The following is a 16,012-nucleotide window of genomic DNA, read 5'->3' on the forward strand; positions in this document are numbered from 1 at the left end:
GCCGCCCGGAGCGTTGCAATTCAGATGTCGTCCGCCAGCCGGACGATCGCTTACCTAGACATCGCCTTTCCCGACGCGCGTGGCGGTCCCACGTCTCTGTCCCGAACTGTTCAGATCATGTTCCACGGCTATTGCGCACGTCGCAGCACGCGCCCGTACCGCCCGGTGCCCATCACCCCATTCTCGCGCGCGACCCGACCGTTCACGATGACGATGTCGAAGCCTTCGGCGCGTTCATAGGGTTTCAGATAGTCGGATTTCGCGCGCACCTTCGCGGGATCGAACAACAGCAGATCGGCCTTGGCGCCCACGCGCACCACACCACGATCTGTGAAACCCATCGCGGCGGCGGGCAGGCTGCTGCTCTTGCGCACCGCTTCCTGCAGCGTCAGTGCCTTGGTCCCTTCCACATAATGCTCGATCAACCGGGCATAGGTGCCCGTGCCCCGCGGGTGACGGATCGACGGGCCACCGTCGGTGGAGATGGCGGTGAGCGGGCTGGCGACGAGCAGGTCCTGAACCCCTTCGTCCATGATGAAATGCGCGCCATGGGCACCGTTCGGCCCGAGCGCGAGCAGCACCTCCTCGAACGGCTTGCCCCGCTCCGTCGCGACATCGGCCAGCGTCTTGCCGGCGAGCGGCGCGGATCCGAACAGCAAGGCGCCGGGGCCGCCGCGCTTCGTCATGCGCGCCTTCAGATAAGCGAGCAATTCAGCCCGGCGCGTCTTGACGACGTCTGCGTAATTGGCCGGCGACAGCGCCCAGTCGGGGAAGATCAGGCCCAGCCCGCCATAGCCGGCGGTATAGGGATAGACGTCCGCCGACAGCCGGGCGCCTTCGCGCTGCCTGGCCTCGATGAAGGACAGCAGGCGATGCGCGGTCTCCGGCCCCTTGCCGAACACGATCTTCAGATGCGATGCCTGAATGCGGGCATTGGCGCCATAATCGACCAGTTCCTGGACGGCCCCTTCGACCAGCCCGTCATCCTCGGTGCGCATATGGCTGATGATCACGCCGTCAGCATCGGCGACGAGTTTCGCCAGCGGGACAAGCTCGGCGGTTTCGGCATAGCGGCCGGGCACATATTCGAGACCGGTGGACAGGCCGAAACTCCCCTCGCGCAATTCCGCGCTCAGAATGTCGTTCATCCGGGCCTGCTGTTCCGGGGTCAGTCCCCGCGCCGAATCCGGGATGCCGGCCTGATGCCGGATCGTCCCGTGCCCCGACAGGACGGCGATATTGAGCTGTACGCCCTTCGCCTCGACCGATTTCAGCCAGCCGCCCAGCGGCGCGGCGGGCCGCGAGATGTCGTCACCGGTCGCGGCGGTGTTCGCGCTGCGGCCGTCCTGTCCCAGGATGACGGTGGTCACGCCCATCGCGAGGAATCCGTCGAACGAATCCTTCAGGGGATCGGCATGGGTGTGGGTGTCGATGAAGCCCGGCGACAGCGCCCGCCCCGCCGCGGCGATCGTACGGTCGGCCTTGGCGGCGCCCTGCGGCACGTCGCCGATAAAGGCGATCCTGTCACCCTCGATCAATATGTCGGCCTGGACCGGCGCCGCGCCCGTCCCGTCGACCAGTGTCGCGTCCTCGATCAGCAGATCGAAACTGCCGCCTGCGTCCCTGATCGAGGACGCAAGATCCTGAGCCATCAGCGCCGACGGTGCGGCCGCCAGCAAGGCAAGGGCAATCACACGGGTCAATTTCATGGGCATGTCGCCTTTGTCAGGGGAAATTCGTCCGCATAGGCGAACAGCGCCGGCGTCCCTCCGGTGTGGATGAACACGACGTCGCCGCCGAGCGTGCCGCGGCCGAGCAGGTCGAGCAGGCCGGCCATCGCCTTGGCCGTATAGACGGGATCGAGCAGCAGCCCCTGGCTTGCGGCGAGCATCCGCAGTGCGTCATTCGCCTCCGCAGTCGGGATGGCATAGCCCGGCCCCGTATAGTCATCGAGGACGACGATATCGGCGTCGGGGACGGTCGCACGCGGCGCGGCGCACAGATCGAGCATCGCATCGGCGACCATGCGCACCTTGTCGAACTTGACCTCCTTCGGCTCGCTGACCGAAATACCGATGACCGGTATCGCGGATCCCAGGAGCCGCAGGCCCGCGAGCAACCCGGCATGCGTGCCGCCGCTGCCCGTCGCCAGGACGATCGCCGTCGGCGAGATCGCCTGCGCCTCGAACTGCGTCAAAAGCTCGCGCGCACATTCGGCATAGCCGAGCGATCCGATCGCGTCGGACACGCCGAGCGTGACGACATAGGGCTTTTCCCCACGCGCCAGCGATTCTTCGACCAACCGATCGATCCGGGCCGTGGTGGCGTCGCCGTCATCGGCGACGAAGTGCAGATGCGCACCGAAAAGGCTGTGGAGCAGCAGATTGCCGGAGGCGCGATAAGCCTCCGTATCCCGCCCGGCCGCATCGGAGATGACGACATGACAGCGCAGCCCGGACCGCGCGGCGGCGGCGGCGGTCTGCCGGACATGGTTCGATTGCCATGCGCCGCTGGTGATCAGCGTGTCCGCCCCCATCGCCAGCGCGTGGCCGATCGCGAATTCGAGCTTGCGCGTCTTGTTGCCGCCAAAACCAAGGCCCGTGCAATCGTCACGCTTGACGAACAGCCTTACGCCCTCGGTCTCGCCCGTCGGGATGTGCAGCGGTTCGAGCGGCGTCGGCAGATGCGCGAGGGGGGTCCGCGGGAAAGGCGAAAAATCCATTGTCATGCTGCCTCTTGTGCACGCGAAAAATAGATACGCGTCTCCGCCATCACCTTGCGGGAGAGCAGGATTCCCGAAACCATCGTCGGGATCGCCATGAGCGCGAACATGATATCGATGAAGCTGACGATCAGTGCGGTCGTCGATGCCGCCCCGACCACGATGCTGGCGACGTAGAAGCCGTTATAGGCACCCTTCACCTTCGCACCGAACAGGAAGGAGAAGCATTTCATCCCGAAATAGGAATAGCTGAACAATGTCGCGAGCCCGAAGGCGAGGATGCAGACGAGGAGCAGCGGACCGCCGAACATCGGATAGGTGTCGCTGAACGCGCGCGCGGTCATCAGCACGCCGTTGAGCCCCTCGACCTTCCACGCATCGGTCACCAGGATCGCCAGGCCGGTCAGCGTGCAGACGACCAGCGTGTCGACCACGGGCGAGAGCATCGCGACCAGCCCCTCATGGACCGGCTCCGACGTCTTGGCCGCGCCATAGGCGAGTGCGGCGGTGCCGATGCCCGCTTCGTTGGAGAAGGATGCGCGGCGCGCGCCGAGCACGATGAGGCCGCCGAGCGCCCCGCCGAACATGGCCTGGCCCTCATAATATTCGGCCTTGAACGCGTCGGTGACGATCAGCGAAAGATAGTGCGGCACGACATCAGCATGGGCGATCAATATGCCGAGCACGGCCAGGAAATAGACGCCGACCATTGCCGGCACGAGCGCCGCGGCAACCTGGCTGATCCGGCTGAGACCGCCGAAGATCACGAGCGCCGCCGTCGTCGCGAGCACCAGGCCGATCACCAGATCGCCACTGGCGCCCATGGCGATGCCCGCGGGTTCCAGTCCGAGGACCTGGATCGCCTGGGTCAGCTGATTGGCATTGAAGATCGGCAGGCAGCCGAACATCGCGGTCACGCAGAACAAGGCGGCGAGCGGCCACCAGCGCCGTCCCAGCCCTTCGGTGATGACGTACATCGGCCCGCCCTGCAGTTCGCCCAGCGAATCCCGGCCGCGGTACATCACCGCCAGGGTGCAGGTGAAATAATTGGTCGCCATGCCGACGATGGCGGAGATCCACATCCAGAAGAGCGTGCCGGGGCCACCCATCGCGATCGCCACCGATACGCCGGATACGCTGCCCATGCCGATCGTCGCCGCCAGCGTGATCGACAGCGCGTGATAATGGTTGATCTGCCCCGGATCGTCGGCGCGGTCGTAACGCCCGCTCAGCACCCGCAGCGACTGCCCGACATGACGAAAGGGCAGCAGGCGCGACACCAGCAGGAAATAGAGCCCCCCGCCGGTCAGCAGGAGCAGGAGCGGCAGATCCCAGATCCATTCGGCAAGGGCCAGGACCTGCCGTTCGGCGGCAAGCAGCATGGTCAGCGGCCGAAGAGCGGGAAGAGGCGCGTGAAGAGAGCCGTCCGTGTCCTGGCGAAGGCGTCTTCCTTTCTCGGCACATCGGCATTGCGCGTGTTCATGCCGAACACCGCGGCGCTGTTGCTCTCGGGCTGGATGTAGATGAAGGTCGCAAAGCCCATCTGGCCGCCGGTATGGCCGACGAAGCGCAGCGTCCGTCCGTCCGCCACCGGCTGATCGATCGTGAAGGTGCTCAAGCCCATTTGCTGGTTCGGCACGCGATCGTCCTCGGCCGCGAACAGCGGCTTGCTCATCTCGAGCAATGTCTCACGCTTGAGCACGGTCGCGTAATTGCCGTTGTCGCCGACGCCGAGCAGGAAGTGCGCGAATTTCATCAGATCCGACAGCGGGCCGTTAAGCCCGCCATTGCCGTTGGTGGCGCCCGTCTCGACCTCCAGCCCATTGGCCTTCACCGCGCCCTTCGACACATAATAATTGTTCGATCGATGCGGCAGCAGGAAATAGGGCGTCTTGTCGTAATAGCTGCGTGTCATGCCGAGCGGCATCAGGATGTTCTTGGTGATATAGCCTTCGATATCGTCGCCGGTGATTTCCTCGACGACGCGACCGAGCATCGACGTGCCCGGGTTCGAATAGCTGAACTTCGAGCCCGGCTCGAACTCGATCTCGGTATAGGGCATCATCGCCGCCACCTGCGACCATTTGGCGGGCTCGTGCGGCGCCCAGTCACTGTCGCCGCGCCACGGGAAAGTCGCGCCGCGCAGCCCCGAACTATGGGTGAGCAGGTGCCGCAGCGTGATGGTGGACATCGGCCCGAAGCGGTTGTGGATCTGCTTCGTCTCGGGAAGATAGTCGATAATGCGGTCGTCGAGCGACAGCTGCCCGCGATCACGCAACTGAAGCACCGCGATCGCGGTGAACATCTTGGTGATCGACGCCCAGTGATACAGCGTGTCGGCATCGACCCTTTGCCCGCCGTCACGATCGGCGAGGCCGTAATAGGCCTGTTTCACGATTTTACCGTCCTTGGACACGATCATGCTCGACCCGACCGCGCTCTGCGCCTTCAGATCGGATTCATATCCCGCGACGATCTCCGTCCAGGTGCGATCGATGGACTGGGCGGCCGCGGGAACGGGCGCCGCAACCAGGCAGATGGCAGCGGCCAGCGTCCGGATCCGAGGGGTCATCGCAGAGTCTCCTTGAAGAAGCGGGTCCAGTTGCCGCCCATGATCTTGTCCGCTTCCGCTGATTTGAAGCCGCCACGCAGCAGCGCGCGGTGGATCAGCGCCATGCGGTCGATGCTGTTGAATTCGGGGATCACCGCATGCTGCGGCAGCGGGCCGAAACCCGGAATGCCACGCTTGCGATTGCCCTCCCACCAGCCATGATAGCTGCCCGGCATGTCCTTGCCATTGTCGAACGGGCGCCCCTCCGCCTGGAGCCCGCCCATCGCATAATCATTGGCAATGCCGACCGCGTCGATCCCCGCCAGCTTCACCGCGTGGCGGATATGCGCAACATAATGGTCGGGCGTCGGCACCGCCGCTTCGGTCAGCCAGAAACTCATCATGAAGACGCCGAACACGCCGCCGCTTTCCGCCACCGCGCGGATCATCCTGTCGGTCGCCGCGCGTGGATGGTTGAGCAAGGCGCGGCAGGCGCCATGCGACAGGATCGTCGGCGCCTTCGACAGCTTCACGGTTTCGAGCGCGGTCGCCTCCGACGCATGCGACACGTCGGGGATCAGACCGACGCGGTTCATTTCGCGCACGCCTTCGATGCCGAGCGGCGACAGCCCCTTGCCGCCGCGCTCGTCGGTATAGGCGGTCGCGAAGGCGTTGCTTTCGTTATGGGTGAGTTGAAGAATACGCAGCGACTTGTCGCGAAAATAGGAGATACGCGAGAGATCCGTGCCGATCGGCTCGCAGCCCTGAAACTGGAAAACGGCGACTGGACGTCCCGTCGCCATGTCCGCGCCCTTGAGCGCGATGCCGAGCCCTGGAAAATCCGATCCGATCCGGGCGGCCGCCGCAGCGATGCTCTCGTCGCACAGTTCGAAGGTGCGATGATAAAAGGGATTGCCGGCGGCATCCGTATCCATCTTGCCCTTCGAAACGTCGCAGATGAAGGCATCGAGACGCGAGGCCCGCAGATCGGCCGGATTGTCGGGCAGGAAACTCATGCCGTCGACATAGGGGCCGGACCTTTTCGGCTCGGCGCCGCGCGCCGCCCCCGTCACCGCGAATGCGGCAAGCGCCGCAATCGCATCCCGCCGCCGCATGCCGAATGCCGCCCCCGCCATGTTCAGCGCCCGCCCCGTTCAGAGGTTTCGCTGACCTTCGCGCCGTCGACGAAGGACTCCACACACTGGATGGACAGTTCGTGCACCATGTTGCCCCCCGGATGACGAATCAGATCATGGATCTTGGATCCATTTTTTCACCTTGTAAATCTACCAAGTCAATTCGTAATGTCAATCGATACAGTTGAGAATATAGAATCTCGAAGAAATCAGCGGTTTACGGCGGATTCCAAGGCATGCGAACGACGCTCTTCCGCTTCGGCGATCGATCGCGAGATCGAAATACCGCCATCGCTGACATGCGAGATGATGATGTCGAACGCGGTTTCGGCGTCTCGCCGACGCGCGGCGTCGACAAGCGCGACATGTTCCCGCCTGTCGCGATCGGACACTTCCATCCCCGGTCGGCCGAAGCGCAGATGATAACGCCGCGCGGCATCGAGCTGATCGCTGATCATCTTCTGCAGGCGCGGCCCGGCCGCCGCGTAGAGCGACAGATGAAAAGCGCTGTGCCTGGCCTGCTTCTCGGCATCGGTCGCTTCTTCCAGCGCGGCATGGGCGCGCTCGATCACGGCGACCTGCGCATCGGTCAGTGTCGGAAATGACCGGCGCACCGCCACCCCCTCAAGCGCGGCGCGGATCTGGAACAGCTCCAGCGCGTCGTCCGCATCGAGTTGTGCCACCACCGCGCCGCGATGCGGCTGCTTGGTCACCAGCCCTTCCGCTTCGAGCAGCCGCATCGCTTCCCGAACGGGCATCCGGCTCACCTGGAAACGCTCGGCGATATCCTCCTGCCGGATCGGTTCGCCACCGGGATAATCGCCGCGAATGATGGCAGCACGCAATTGCTCGAACAGCCAGAGACCGGTCGATGGCGGACGGGCGGAATCTGTGCCGGACATTGGATCCTGGATATTGGAGATTGGTGACACCACTTGGACCGACCGCAAACGCCGTGTCAACGTGTCATCGCATCATGCCGGCGCCACCGAATGATCTTGCAGGGCGTGTATTATTCACATAATACACTCGGCCATGACCATTCTTCAGCTCGACGCCGTCGGCAAATCCTATGGCCGCAAGCAGGTCCTGCGGGACGTGACCGCCGGCTTTCCGATCGGCCTGACCCTGCTTGTCGGCCCCAGCGGCGCCGGCAAATCGACATTGCTGCGCCTGATCGCCAGCGCCGAACGGCCGAGCGCCGGCAAGCTGAGCTGGGACGGCCAGCCGCTTCCCGCCGCCCGCGCCGCGCTACGGCGTTTACTCGGCTATGCGCCGCAAGCGGTCGACCTGCCCGACGATCTCAGCGCGCGGGCCTTTGCGATGCATATGGCGGCGCTCAAGGGTCTCGATCTTGCCGCCGCCGACGCGCAGTTCGCCGCGATCACCGACGCGATCGGCCTGCATGCCGATATCTGCAACCGTATCATCACCTATTCGGGCGGCATGCGCCGACGGCTGATCTTCGCCCAGGCGCTGCTCGGCGCACCTCGCCTGCTGGCGCTGGACGAACCGACCGCCGAACTGGACCGTGAAACCGCGCGTCTCGTCGGCGCCCTCGTCGTCGAGCGTGCCCGCACCGCCGCGGTCGTCATGACCACCCATCTTGCCGACGAACTCGCGCCGCAGGCCACCCAGGTCCTGCGCGTCGAAGACGGCTATGTGACACCCGCATGAGCGGTGTCGCGGTCGCCCACTCGTCCTTCCGGACCAGCCTGACCCGCTACTCCCATAGCTGGGGTCTCTGGCTGCTGCTGCTGATCGCCCCGATCGGCGCGCGTTTCATGATCGCTCAGGATGACGGCTTCGGCATGCAGGTCGCGATCGGCCGGCATCTGCCGGTGATGACCTCCGCCACTTTGGGCGTCACATTGGGCATCATCGTCTCGACAATGCTGCTGCCCGTCGGCTTCCTCTATCTGCGATCCAACGTCACGCGCATCCAGCCCTGGCAGATCGAGGAAGTGACCGCGGCCTCGCGTGTCGCGATCACGCTCGGCCGCTTCGCCGCCGACGTCGCGATCCTCTTCGCCATCCTCGCCGCGCTGACGCTGGCCGGCTGGTTCCTCGGCTGGATGGTCGGCAGCGGCCCGCTCAACATCTGGCATATCACGCTGGCCTTGTGGGTGGTCGCCGGCCCCAGCCTGATGAGCCTTGCCGCGATCCGCATCCTGCTCGATTCGACCAAATTCACGCGCGGCGGCCTCGGCGACACATTGTTTTTCATCATCTGGCTCACTGCGATCGGGGCGCCGGCCGCGTTGAGCGCCCTGTCATCCTCCTATGCAGCGAACATGCTCGACATGACCGGTTTCGTGCGGCCGCTGACCGGCCCCGCACCGCTGGAGATGGGCGCCTTCACCATCGGCTTCACCGATATTCTGCCGGGGCGCGTGCCGCTCGATACGATGGCGGGCATATATGCGTCCGGCTATCTCGCCTCGCGGCTGAGCTGGGCGGCGATCGCCGTTGCGCTGGCGGCACTGGCCGGCCTGCTCTACCGCCCCCATGTCGCCCGACAGAAGATCAGGAAGCCCGGCCGCCTCGCCCGTCTGACCGCCGCGTCACCCCCCGGGGCCGCCGATCCCGAAGCTCCACCCGCCCCTTTCGCCCGGAGCATCGCGCTCAATCTGGCAAGCGCCGAATTTCGCCTGATCGGCCAGGGTCGGCTGTTCGCCCTGCTCGCCGCCGCTGCGACCTTGATCGGTGCGATCGGCGATTACCGCCAGTTTGGCAGTCCTGCCGCCATCCTCCTCCTGACATTCGCGCTTTCCGCCCATGCCGGGCGCAGCGAGAGCCTGCGCGCGTTGACCGGTACCGCCGTCCTGCCTCCGGCGATGCGACGGATCGCCTTTGTCGCCGCGGCGACGGGATGGGCGCTGTTGATGGCACTGCCCGCCGCGATCGCGCATCTCTCGGTCCAGCCCCTGCTGCTGGCACTCGCCACCGGCACCGCAGTCGCCACGATCGCGATCGGCCTCGCCGCGATCAGCCGCTCCGCCTTCGCGCCGCGCCTGGTGCTGCTCGTCCTGTGGTATGCCTATTTCTCGACCGGCGGCTGACCGGCGGTCAAAGCGTCTTGCGCAGCCGGACGAGGAAAAACGGGTCCATCACCGCGTTGCGGCGCTCGATGGCGGCGATCTGTCCGGCGAGGCGCGAACCATCGTACAGCACGCGCTTGCGGCCGCGCGAACGGAAGCCGATATTCTCGAACATGAAGCGCAGCGACATGCCTGGCTTCACCGTCCAGTCCCAATAGATCTTGGCCAGCGGATCGCTGGAGGCGTGGACGGTGCGGATCTCGTTGATCCTGTACGACGTCTCCTGAAAGCCGGTGTAGAAATCCGCGGTGATCACCGATCGCAGGCGCGGCAATTCCTTGATGATCGTCACATCGCCCTGGAATGGCCGCTGCAACGAGATGCGCCGCCTTTCCGCCGTCACCGGATCGGTCACCCGCGATCGTCGCCAATTGGCATTGAGCCGGATCAGCGTTCCGCGCGCGCCGAGCCGGTCGAGCGGCAGGCTCAGTGCCAGCTTCATTTCCTGCTTCGTGCCGCTGCCGATATTGCCGGGCGCATCGAACCGGCCCTCGATCGGGATCAGGTCGATCACATCGCTCAGCGCCGAATGGCCGGCGGTCAGGGTCACCGCGCCGCGATCCCAGAAGCGTCGCTCGACGGTCGCTTCGAACAGCCAGGCCTGTTCGGGCGTCAGATCGGGATTGCCGGCATTCACCGTGCCGGTATCGAGCGACGCGGTGGTCGCGAAATCCTCGAAATCGAGCTGGCTGACGACGCGCTCGGCGCGCAGGCGCACTTCCCAATTCTTTGCCGGCTCGATCGTGACGTTCAGGCGAGGCTTCACGAAATCGAGCGATCGGGATTGGACGACGTCGCCCTTCACGCCGATCGTCGATGTCTCGAAACCGATCGCCGCCTCGACCGTCGCCCCATCTCCGGCCTGCCAGCGCGCCGCGCCCTCGGCATCGATGCGTCGTTCCTCCACCTGGATGTTCGCCGATGGCAGCGCGACCGGCACGCCGCCGCGAGTGAGGCTGTTCTCCGCGTCGAGGAAATTGAAGGTCCGCTCGATCCGGCCGTCGATCGTCAGCCTGGACGTGGGCAGGAAACTGCCGGCGGCCCGGACGATCGACTCGCCCGACAAGGCGCGCTCGCTGGAGATCTGCGCCGGCCCGGCTCCCGTCGATCTGGTGACGATGCGGTCGCGCTCGCGGCTTTCGAGCGCCAGCAGCCGCATCGTCAGCCGCGACGAGAATGTCCGCTCATATTCGATGCTGGCCACGCCTTCGTCACTCGCGAAATCGGCGTCGACGGTTTCCTGAAATGACGTACCGCCGATATTGGTCAGCCGCGACATGTCCCGCCGGTCCTGCCGGTCGCGTTCGCCGCTGACGCTGAAGCGCAGGAAATCGGGGCCCTCGCGATATTCGGCCGCACCGTTGCCGCCGACGATGAACCGGTCCCAGTCCGCCTCGAACCGCCCCCAGTCGGTGAGCCGGCCATTGCGGTCGTGGCGCGAATAGCGGCCGATCCCCGAGATGGTCTGGTCCTTGTCCTCCCGCCAATGCAGCACCCCCTCCAGCGACAGCGCGCGACCCGAACGCGATCCTTCGACGCGCGCGATCCGCGCGGGCATGGCGTTGGTGTAGAATTTGGTCATCAATTCGGTCGCGACCGACGTCGTGGCGCCCGACCGGCGGACGATATTGGCGACGACGGTCTGGCCGCGCATGTCGATGCCCGGCGCACCGCCCCGGATGATGTCGATGCGCGCGATGCCGGTCGCGGGAATCCTCCGCAACAGATCGTCGAGATTCTGCGACTTGGTCGATGGCCGCTGGCCGTCGATCAGGATGTTGCCCCCGGTTCCCGCCAGCCCCCGGATCGTGATGTCGCCCCTGTCATAAGCGAAGCCGGGAATGCGCGTAATGATGTCCAGCGCCATGGTCGGCTGATATTCGGCGAAGAATTCGAGCGGGTAGGAAATCACGCCGCTCCCGGCCGTCGCCGATGCCGGCCGCGGAGACTCGGGGTCCTCCTGCGCGCGCAGCCCGCCTTCGCCCAGCGCGCCGAAGGACCAGATCAAACCCGCCGTCAGCCGCCTCAGCATCGCCATCTCCCCGGTTCCGGGCCAGCCTAGAGGTGTGGCAAGAGCGCGCAATTTCATTGTCGGATATGGATCGGATTGATCGGCCAGAGCCGTTGACAAGATACCCTGCACGGCCATAGCAGCCACTCAAATCATTGTTCGAGTTGGAGAGTTCCGAAATGCTGAAGCGCGCACTGCCGGTCGCGATGCCTTTGTGCGCACTGTTCACCGCAGCTTGCGGCGGCGGCGGCGTCAATTCAACTCCAACTCCAACTCCAACTCCAACTCCGACCCCGACTCCGACCCCGACCCCGACACCAACTCCAACCCCGACACCAACGAACAGTTCACTGGCGGATCTGCGCTACAGCGAAAGTTTCACCAATAACGCCGCCACCGGCAGCGCCAGTTTTCCGACCAGCGGCGCGGCGCCGACCGTCAGCGCGTCGCAAAGCAGCGCAACCGTCGCCTACGATGCCGCGACGAACAGCTACGCGATCACTGTAGCAGGGCGGACACAGACCTTCCGGCCATCCGATCTCGACAGCGCCAACTCGACGGCAAGCATCGCGGTGTATGTGCGGAAGAATGGATCGACCACCGACACGCTCACTCTGACGAAGGCCGGGGATTCAGGACGATTCACATATCGTTATGTCGCGGGCGGCTTCTGGCAGCGTACCATCACCGGCACGTCGGCCATATCGGGATCGGTCGACGCCTTCGCTTATGGTGTCGAAACGCCAGATACGGCGCTGCCTCGCGCCGGCCGTGCGGAATATGCCGTTGACCTGATCGGCGTGCAGACGAGCAACGACGGTGTCTACGGGATCACCGGGCAAGGCTCGACCCAGGTCGATTTTGCCAGCGGCGCGGTGATCACGCATGGCATGGTCGACGACCGGGTGAAATTCTCAAGCGAAGCGATGCTCTCAAGCAGTGGCAACAGCTTCTCTGGCAGTTTTCGCTTTGACAATTTCGGCGAATTCACCGGGACCATCGACGGTCGCCTGTTTGGCCCGCAGGCTCAGGAAATCGGCGCCGCATTTTCCGCCCGGCTGGGCGCGGTGGGCGACGAGCGTGTCGTCGTCGGCTCGCTCATCGGCCGAGGGGCAACCGTCAACGGCAAGAACAGCTCGATCAAATCCCTCATCGTCAACGATTTCTTCGTCAACGACTCCGCGACATTGAAGACCTCGCTGACCGGCAGGTCGGGCAGCAACGATGGCAGCCAGACCTTCTCGTCCGGCAGCGCGGCGGCGGCTTCGCTGATCGTCAACTATGACGCCAGCTCAAAGGCATATACGCTCATCGCTCCGGATCGGTCGCAGTATTTTCTAGGCCTCCGGGGAGTGGGTTCCGTTGACGAACAGCTGACGGAAACGACGCAGAAAAACACTCTCGCGGGTTTTCCATACAGCACGTTCGCCGATCTCAAATATGTCGCGTCGCAGCGTTGGACCACGGCGACCGGGAGCGGCCCGGCAACGCAGTACCGGATCCAGGATTTCGTATATGGCATCGCCACCCCCGACACTGCCATGCCGCGTACCGGAACCGCCGGCTATGCGATCGGCCTGACGGGAATCGCGGCGGATGCGAGCTTTCCCAATCTCACCAATATCGCCGGTTTCGGATTCCTGACCGCCGATTTCGGGGCGGGCACGCTTGCCGCCGAAGGCCAGATGCTGTTCACCGAGGATTGGCATATGGCTGGGCGCCGCGCCGGCCAGCTGGGCGGAAGATTTTCCGCGAGCGCAACGATCTCGAGCAGCGCAAACAGCTTCAGTGGCCCGATCAGCTTCGATGGGCTCGGTTCTTACAGCGGCACAATGACGGGCCGCTTCTTCGGATCGGCCGCAGAAGAAGTGGGCGCATCCTTCTCCGCCACCGACGGTGCGGGAGGTTTCGCGACCGGCGCTTTTGTCGGCGGATTGGATTCCGCCGCAACGGCAACCTCTCAAACGCTGGCAACATTGTCGTCGCCTACCAACTTTGCCTTCACAGGCGCACAACCCGGGCCCGACATCGGCAGCGTGACAGGCGTTTCATACGATCCGTCAACGCGCAGCTATGCGATCACGATCAGGGATACCCATCTCCAAGGCTCGCCCATTCATACGGTATCGCTGACGCCATCCAGCCGGGACGAAGCGGCGGGCAATTCCAGTGTCGACGTCTATCGCGGAACACTGAGCGGAGCGGCGTCCACCACCACGCTGCTGAAGCCGGCTCCCACCAATCCGACGATCGCGCTCACCTATACCAGCCTCGCGACCATTATCGCGCCACGCGCCGAGACGCCCCAGCTCAACGATCCGCTCCGCGACCGATATTATGTCGCTTTCGGCCTCCCGACACCAAATCTGCGGATGCCTGTGAGCGGAACCGGCACCTTCAACGGCATTGCTACAGGCGCAGGCCGGGTGACAACCAACGCCTTTTCCGGTGGTTCGCCAGGCAGCGTGACATCCTATTATGACGTCAACGGCAAGTTTTCACTCACCGCGGATTTCATCAACTACGGCTTCACCAGCAAGATCGAGCTGACGGGTACAGAGGTTGGCAAGGGATCCGTCGTCACACTTCCCACGATGAACATAACGGGCAATATCAGCGGCAATCAATTTTCCGGTGGAAGCAACGGCTATTCAATGGGTGGCAGATTCTTCGGCCCAAATGCCGAGGAAATCGCTGGAGCATTCGATTATCATCAATCCGACAGTGCCGGCACTTTGACACAGCTCAGCGGTGCAATTATCGGCAAACGCTGATCATTCCGGCGTCAGGGTCACAAAACCAGATTGCAACTCGCTAGAGTCGATCCGGTTCGGATTGAACCGGATCGACTCAGAATTTCCTTTGTTTGCTGCGACTTCCGAGTCAGCGGGTGCTTCTAGCCGTCTCGAAATCGCTCTAATCGGAGCTGCGCATGTTCGCATTCGAACGTGACACGACCTGCCGCATCACGCCCTCCGATTAGACCAAGGTCACTTCAGATTGGATCAATCTGAAGTGTGAAACGCAGTTGGCAAAGCCAAACCCGCTTCTTCGTGAAGCACCGGAAGAAGAAGCTGGGCCCCCGCTTTCGCGGGAATGACAACCGGGATGCTTCTACCCCGATGAATCAAAGCTCAGTCGAAGATATCCTCCAGCCACGATTTGCGCTTCTTGTGGTGGCGCGGGTCGTGGCTGCCGCCATGATAGCGATCGTCGGAATAGCGATCCTGCCCCCAGGGCTGACGCTGCTGCGGTTGCGGCTGGGCCGGCGCGCGCGGCGGGGCCATGTCGGCGGTGCTGCGTTCGATGATCTTGTCGAGTTCGCCGCGATCGAGCCAGATACCCCGGCATTGCGGGCAATAATCGATCTCGATGCCCTGCCGGTCGCTCATCGCGAGCCCGACCTTGCAGACGGGACAGAGCATCGCCGAGACGGCTTCGGGGGTACGCATCTTAAAAAATCTCCACTTTGCAATTCGTTACGTTGGTGAAACACATTCGGCGCGATTTTGTGCCATTTGCGGTCCGAGATTCAGGCCAATATGGGTTCGATTGACCCGATTACAGCCCCAATTCACGGCGGATCAGCGGTACGGTCCGCGCCCACGCCCTGGCTTCTGGGACGATCAGTTCGACATGACCTTCATCGGCCACCGTCACGGTGTGCACCGGCACGCCGCGTGCGCGCAACGCGGTTTCATAAGCAGCGGCATAGGATGGCGGCGCGATCGGATCGCGTGTCGTGTTCACCTGAATCCGGCGCGCACCGCCCGCCGCCATCTCGATCGGCGAGGTATCGGCATAGATGTCGGGCCGCGTCGCACTTGCCATGCCCGCCATCGCTCGCGGCGCATCGGTGCCACAGCCATGACCGGTCGCATTCGATGAAAAGCGCAGATCGGGCAGCCCGCCCTGGCTGATCACCGCATGGATCTTCGCGGGCGCCGCGCCGCGCAACGCCGATCCCCTGGGCAGAGCGGGCCGGTCGGCGAGCCACAAGGCAAGATGCCCACCCGCCGAATGGCCGACCGCGACGATCCGGTCGGTCCTGAGCCCATATTTGGCACCGTCGCGCACGAGCAGATCGGCAGCGGCGGCAACGTCCATGAACGTGCCGGGATAGCCACCCCCGGAGCGATCGACGCCGCGATATTCGATGTTCCAGACCGCAATCCCCTGGCGGCGCAGATCGTCGGCGATCCAGCCCATGATCGTACGATCGGCGACATCGCTGAGCCAGCAGCCGCCATGGACCATCAGCACCACCGGATGCGGCCCCGCCCCCGCCGGCAACCACAGATCGACGATCTGCAGGGGATCCTTGCCATAAGCCAGCGTCCGGTCGGGCGCGGGCTTCGGCCGGTCGAGCAGATCGGGCCAGGTCATGACCGGCCCGGGCTCAGCCGTCACCGCTGGACTATCGGCCGACATGCCGGCGATCAGGGCAAATATTGCCAGGACGGCATCCAGCCTCATCCACCGGTCCCTCCC

12 protein-coding genes are annotated in these 16,012 nt (G+C 64.3%); 3 read left to right on the forward strand and 9 right to left on the reverse strand.

The genetic code is table 11. The features are described from left to right. Window positions 1-128: 128 nt before the first annotated feature. The 6 genes from AC3WN8_RS07270 to AC3WN8_RS07295 form a co-directional block, all read right to left on the reverse strand. Window positions 129-1,709, reverse strand: coding sequence for an N-acyl-D-amino-acid deacylase family protein (locus AC3WN8_RS07270; RefSeq protein WP_492668730.1), 1,581 nt, complete (start codon window positions 1,707-1,709; stop codon window positions 129-131). Continuing rightward, a complete protein-coding gene (locus AC3WN8_RS07275) occupies window positions 1,706-2,728 on the reverse strand; it encodes a D-cysteine desulfhydrase family protein (RefSeq protein WP_492668731.1) in 1,023 nt (340 codons plus the stop codon). The genes AC3WN8_RS07270 and AC3WN8_RS07275 overlap by 4 nt, the downstream gene beginning before the upstream one ends. Further along, window positions 2,725-4,104 (reverse strand): alanine/glycine:cation symporter family protein, encoded by a 1,380-nt coding sequence (locus AC3WN8_RS07280; RefSeq protein WP_492668732.1) that lies wholly within the window; start codon window positions 4,102-4,104, stop codon window positions 2,725-2,727. The genes AC3WN8_RS07275 and AC3WN8_RS07280 overlap by 4 nt, the downstream gene beginning before the upstream one ends. Before the next feature lie 2 nt (window positions 4,105-4,106). Next, a complete protein-coding gene (locus tag AC3WN8_RS07285; RefSeq protein ID WP_492668733.1) occupies window positions 4,107-5,294 on the reverse strand; it encodes a serine hydrolase domain-containing protein in 1,188 nt (395 codons plus the stop codon). Further along, window positions 5,291-6,409, reverse strand: coding sequence for a membrane dipeptidase (locus tag AC3WN8_RS07290; protein WP_492668734.1), 1,119 nt, complete (start codon window positions 6,407-6,409; stop codon window positions 5,291-5,293). The genes AC3WN8_RS07285 and AC3WN8_RS07290 overlap by 4 nt, the downstream gene beginning before the upstream one ends. A gap of 209 nt (window positions 6,410-6,618) precedes the next feature. Then, the gene (locus AC3WN8_RS07295) at window positions 6,619-7,311 is read right to left on the reverse strand and encodes a GntR family transcriptional regulator (RefSeq protein ID WP_492668735.1); all 693 of its coding nucleotides are present in this window, start codon (window positions 7,309-7,311) and stop codon (window positions 6,619-6,621) included. 133 nt (window positions 7,312-7,444) lie between these two features. Between AC3WN8_RS07295 and AC3WN8_RS07300 the strand changes: the two genes are divergently transcribed. Both AC3WN8_RS07300 and AC3WN8_RS07305 read left to right on the forward strand, forming a co-directional pair. Continuing rightward, on the forward strand, window positions 7,445-8,086 hold the full coding sequence (locus AC3WN8_RS07300) for an ATP-binding cassette domain-containing protein (protein ID WP_492668736.1): 642 nt from the start codon (window positions 7,445-7,447) through the stop codon (window positions 8,084-8,086). After that, a complete protein-coding gene (locus tag AC3WN8_RS07305; protein WP_492668737.1) occupies window positions 8,083-9,471 on the forward strand; it encodes a hypothetical protein in 1,389 nt (462 codons plus the stop codon). The genes AC3WN8_RS07300 and AC3WN8_RS07305 overlap by 4 nt, the downstream gene beginning before the upstream one ends. A gap of 7 nt (window positions 9,472-9,478) precedes the next feature. On the opposite strand, the gene AC3WN8_RS07310 is transcribed toward AC3WN8_RS07305, so the two are convergent. After that, window positions 9,479-11,542: a TonB-dependent receptor plug domain-containing protein gene (locus AC3WN8_RS07310; protein ID WP_492668738.1), complete on the reverse strand. Its 2,064-nt coding sequence runs from the start codon at window positions 11,540-11,542 to the stop codon at window positions 9,479-9,481. A gap of 869 nt (window positions 11,543-12,411) precedes the next feature. Here AC3WN8_RS07310 and AC3WN8_RS07315 point away from each other — a divergent pair. Continuing rightward, window positions 12,412-14,295, forward strand: a complete 1,884-nt coding sequence (locus AC3WN8_RS07315; protein WP_492668739.1) for a transferrin-binding protein-like solute binding protein — start codon at window positions 12,412-12,414, stop codon at window positions 14,293-14,295. A gap of 360 nt (window positions 14,296-14,655) precedes the next feature. Here AC3WN8_RS07315 and AC3WN8_RS07320 read toward each other — a convergent pair whose 3' ends face one another. Next, on the reverse strand, window positions 14,656-14,973 hold the full coding sequence (locus AC3WN8_RS07320) for a TFIIB-type zinc ribbon-containing protein (protein ID WP_492668740.1): 318 nt from the start codon (window positions 14,971-14,973) through the stop codon (window positions 14,656-14,658). 109 nt (window positions 14,974-15,082) lie between these two features. After that, a complete protein-coding gene (locus AC3WN8_RS07325; RefSeq protein ID WP_492668741.1) occupies window positions 15,083-15,997 on the reverse strand; it encodes an alpha/beta hydrolase family protein in 915 nt (304 codons plus the stop codon). Between the last annotated feature and the right edge of the window lie 15 nt (window positions 15,998-16,012).

The sequence above is a fragment of the Sphingobium sp. FW305-3-2-15-F-TSA7 genome, assembly GCF_058787155.1.

Coding starts and splice junctions, on each gene's coding strand:
- AC3WN8_RS07270 (WP_492668730.1), bottom strand. CDS start 1,709: ATGAAATTGACCCGTGTGATTGCCCTTGCCTTGCTGGCGGCCGCACCG.
- AC3WN8_RS07275 (WP_492668731.1), bottom strand. CDS start 2,728: ATGACAATGGATTTTTCGCCTTTCCCGCGGACCCCCCTCGCGCATCTG.
- AC3WN8_RS07280 (WP_492668732.1), bottom strand. CDS start 4,104: ATGCTGCTTGCCGCCGAACGGCAGGTCCTGGCCCTTGCCGAATGGATC.
- AC3WN8_RS07285 (WP_492668733.1), bottom strand. CDS start 5,294: ATGACCCCTCGGATCCGGACGCTGGCCGCTGCCATCTGCCTGGTTGCG.
- AC3WN8_RS07290 (WP_492668734.1), bottom strand. CDS start 6,409: ATGGCGGGGGCGGCATTCGGCATGCGGCGGCGGGATGCGATTGCGGCG.
- AC3WN8_RS07295 (WP_492668735.1), bottom strand. CDS start 7,311: ATGTCCGGCACAGATTCCGCCCGTCCGCCATCGACCGGTCTCTGGCTG.
- AC3WN8_RS07300 (WP_492668736.1), top strand. CDS start 7,445: ATGACCATTCTTCAGCTCGACGCCGTCGGCAAATCCTATGGCCGCAAG.
- AC3WN8_RS07305 (WP_492668737.1), top strand. CDS start 8,083: ATGAGCGGTGTCGCGGTCGCCCACTCGTCCTTCCGGACCAGCCTGACC.
- AC3WN8_RS07310 (WP_492668738.1), bottom strand. CDS start 11,542: ATGCTGAGGCGGCTGACGGCGGGTTTGATCTGGTCCTTCGGCGCGCTG.
- AC3WN8_RS07315 (WP_492668739.1), top strand. CDS start 12,412: ATGGTCGACGACCGGGTGAAATTCTCAAGCGAAGCGATGCTCTCAAGC.
- AC3WN8_RS07320 (WP_492668740.1), bottom strand. CDS start 14,973: ATGCGTACCCCCGAAGCCGTCTCGGCGATGCTCTGTCCCGTCTGCAAG.
- AC3WN8_RS07325 (WP_492668741.1), bottom strand. CDS start 15,997: ATGAGGCTGGATGCCGTCCTGGCAATATTTGCCCTGATCGCCGGCATG.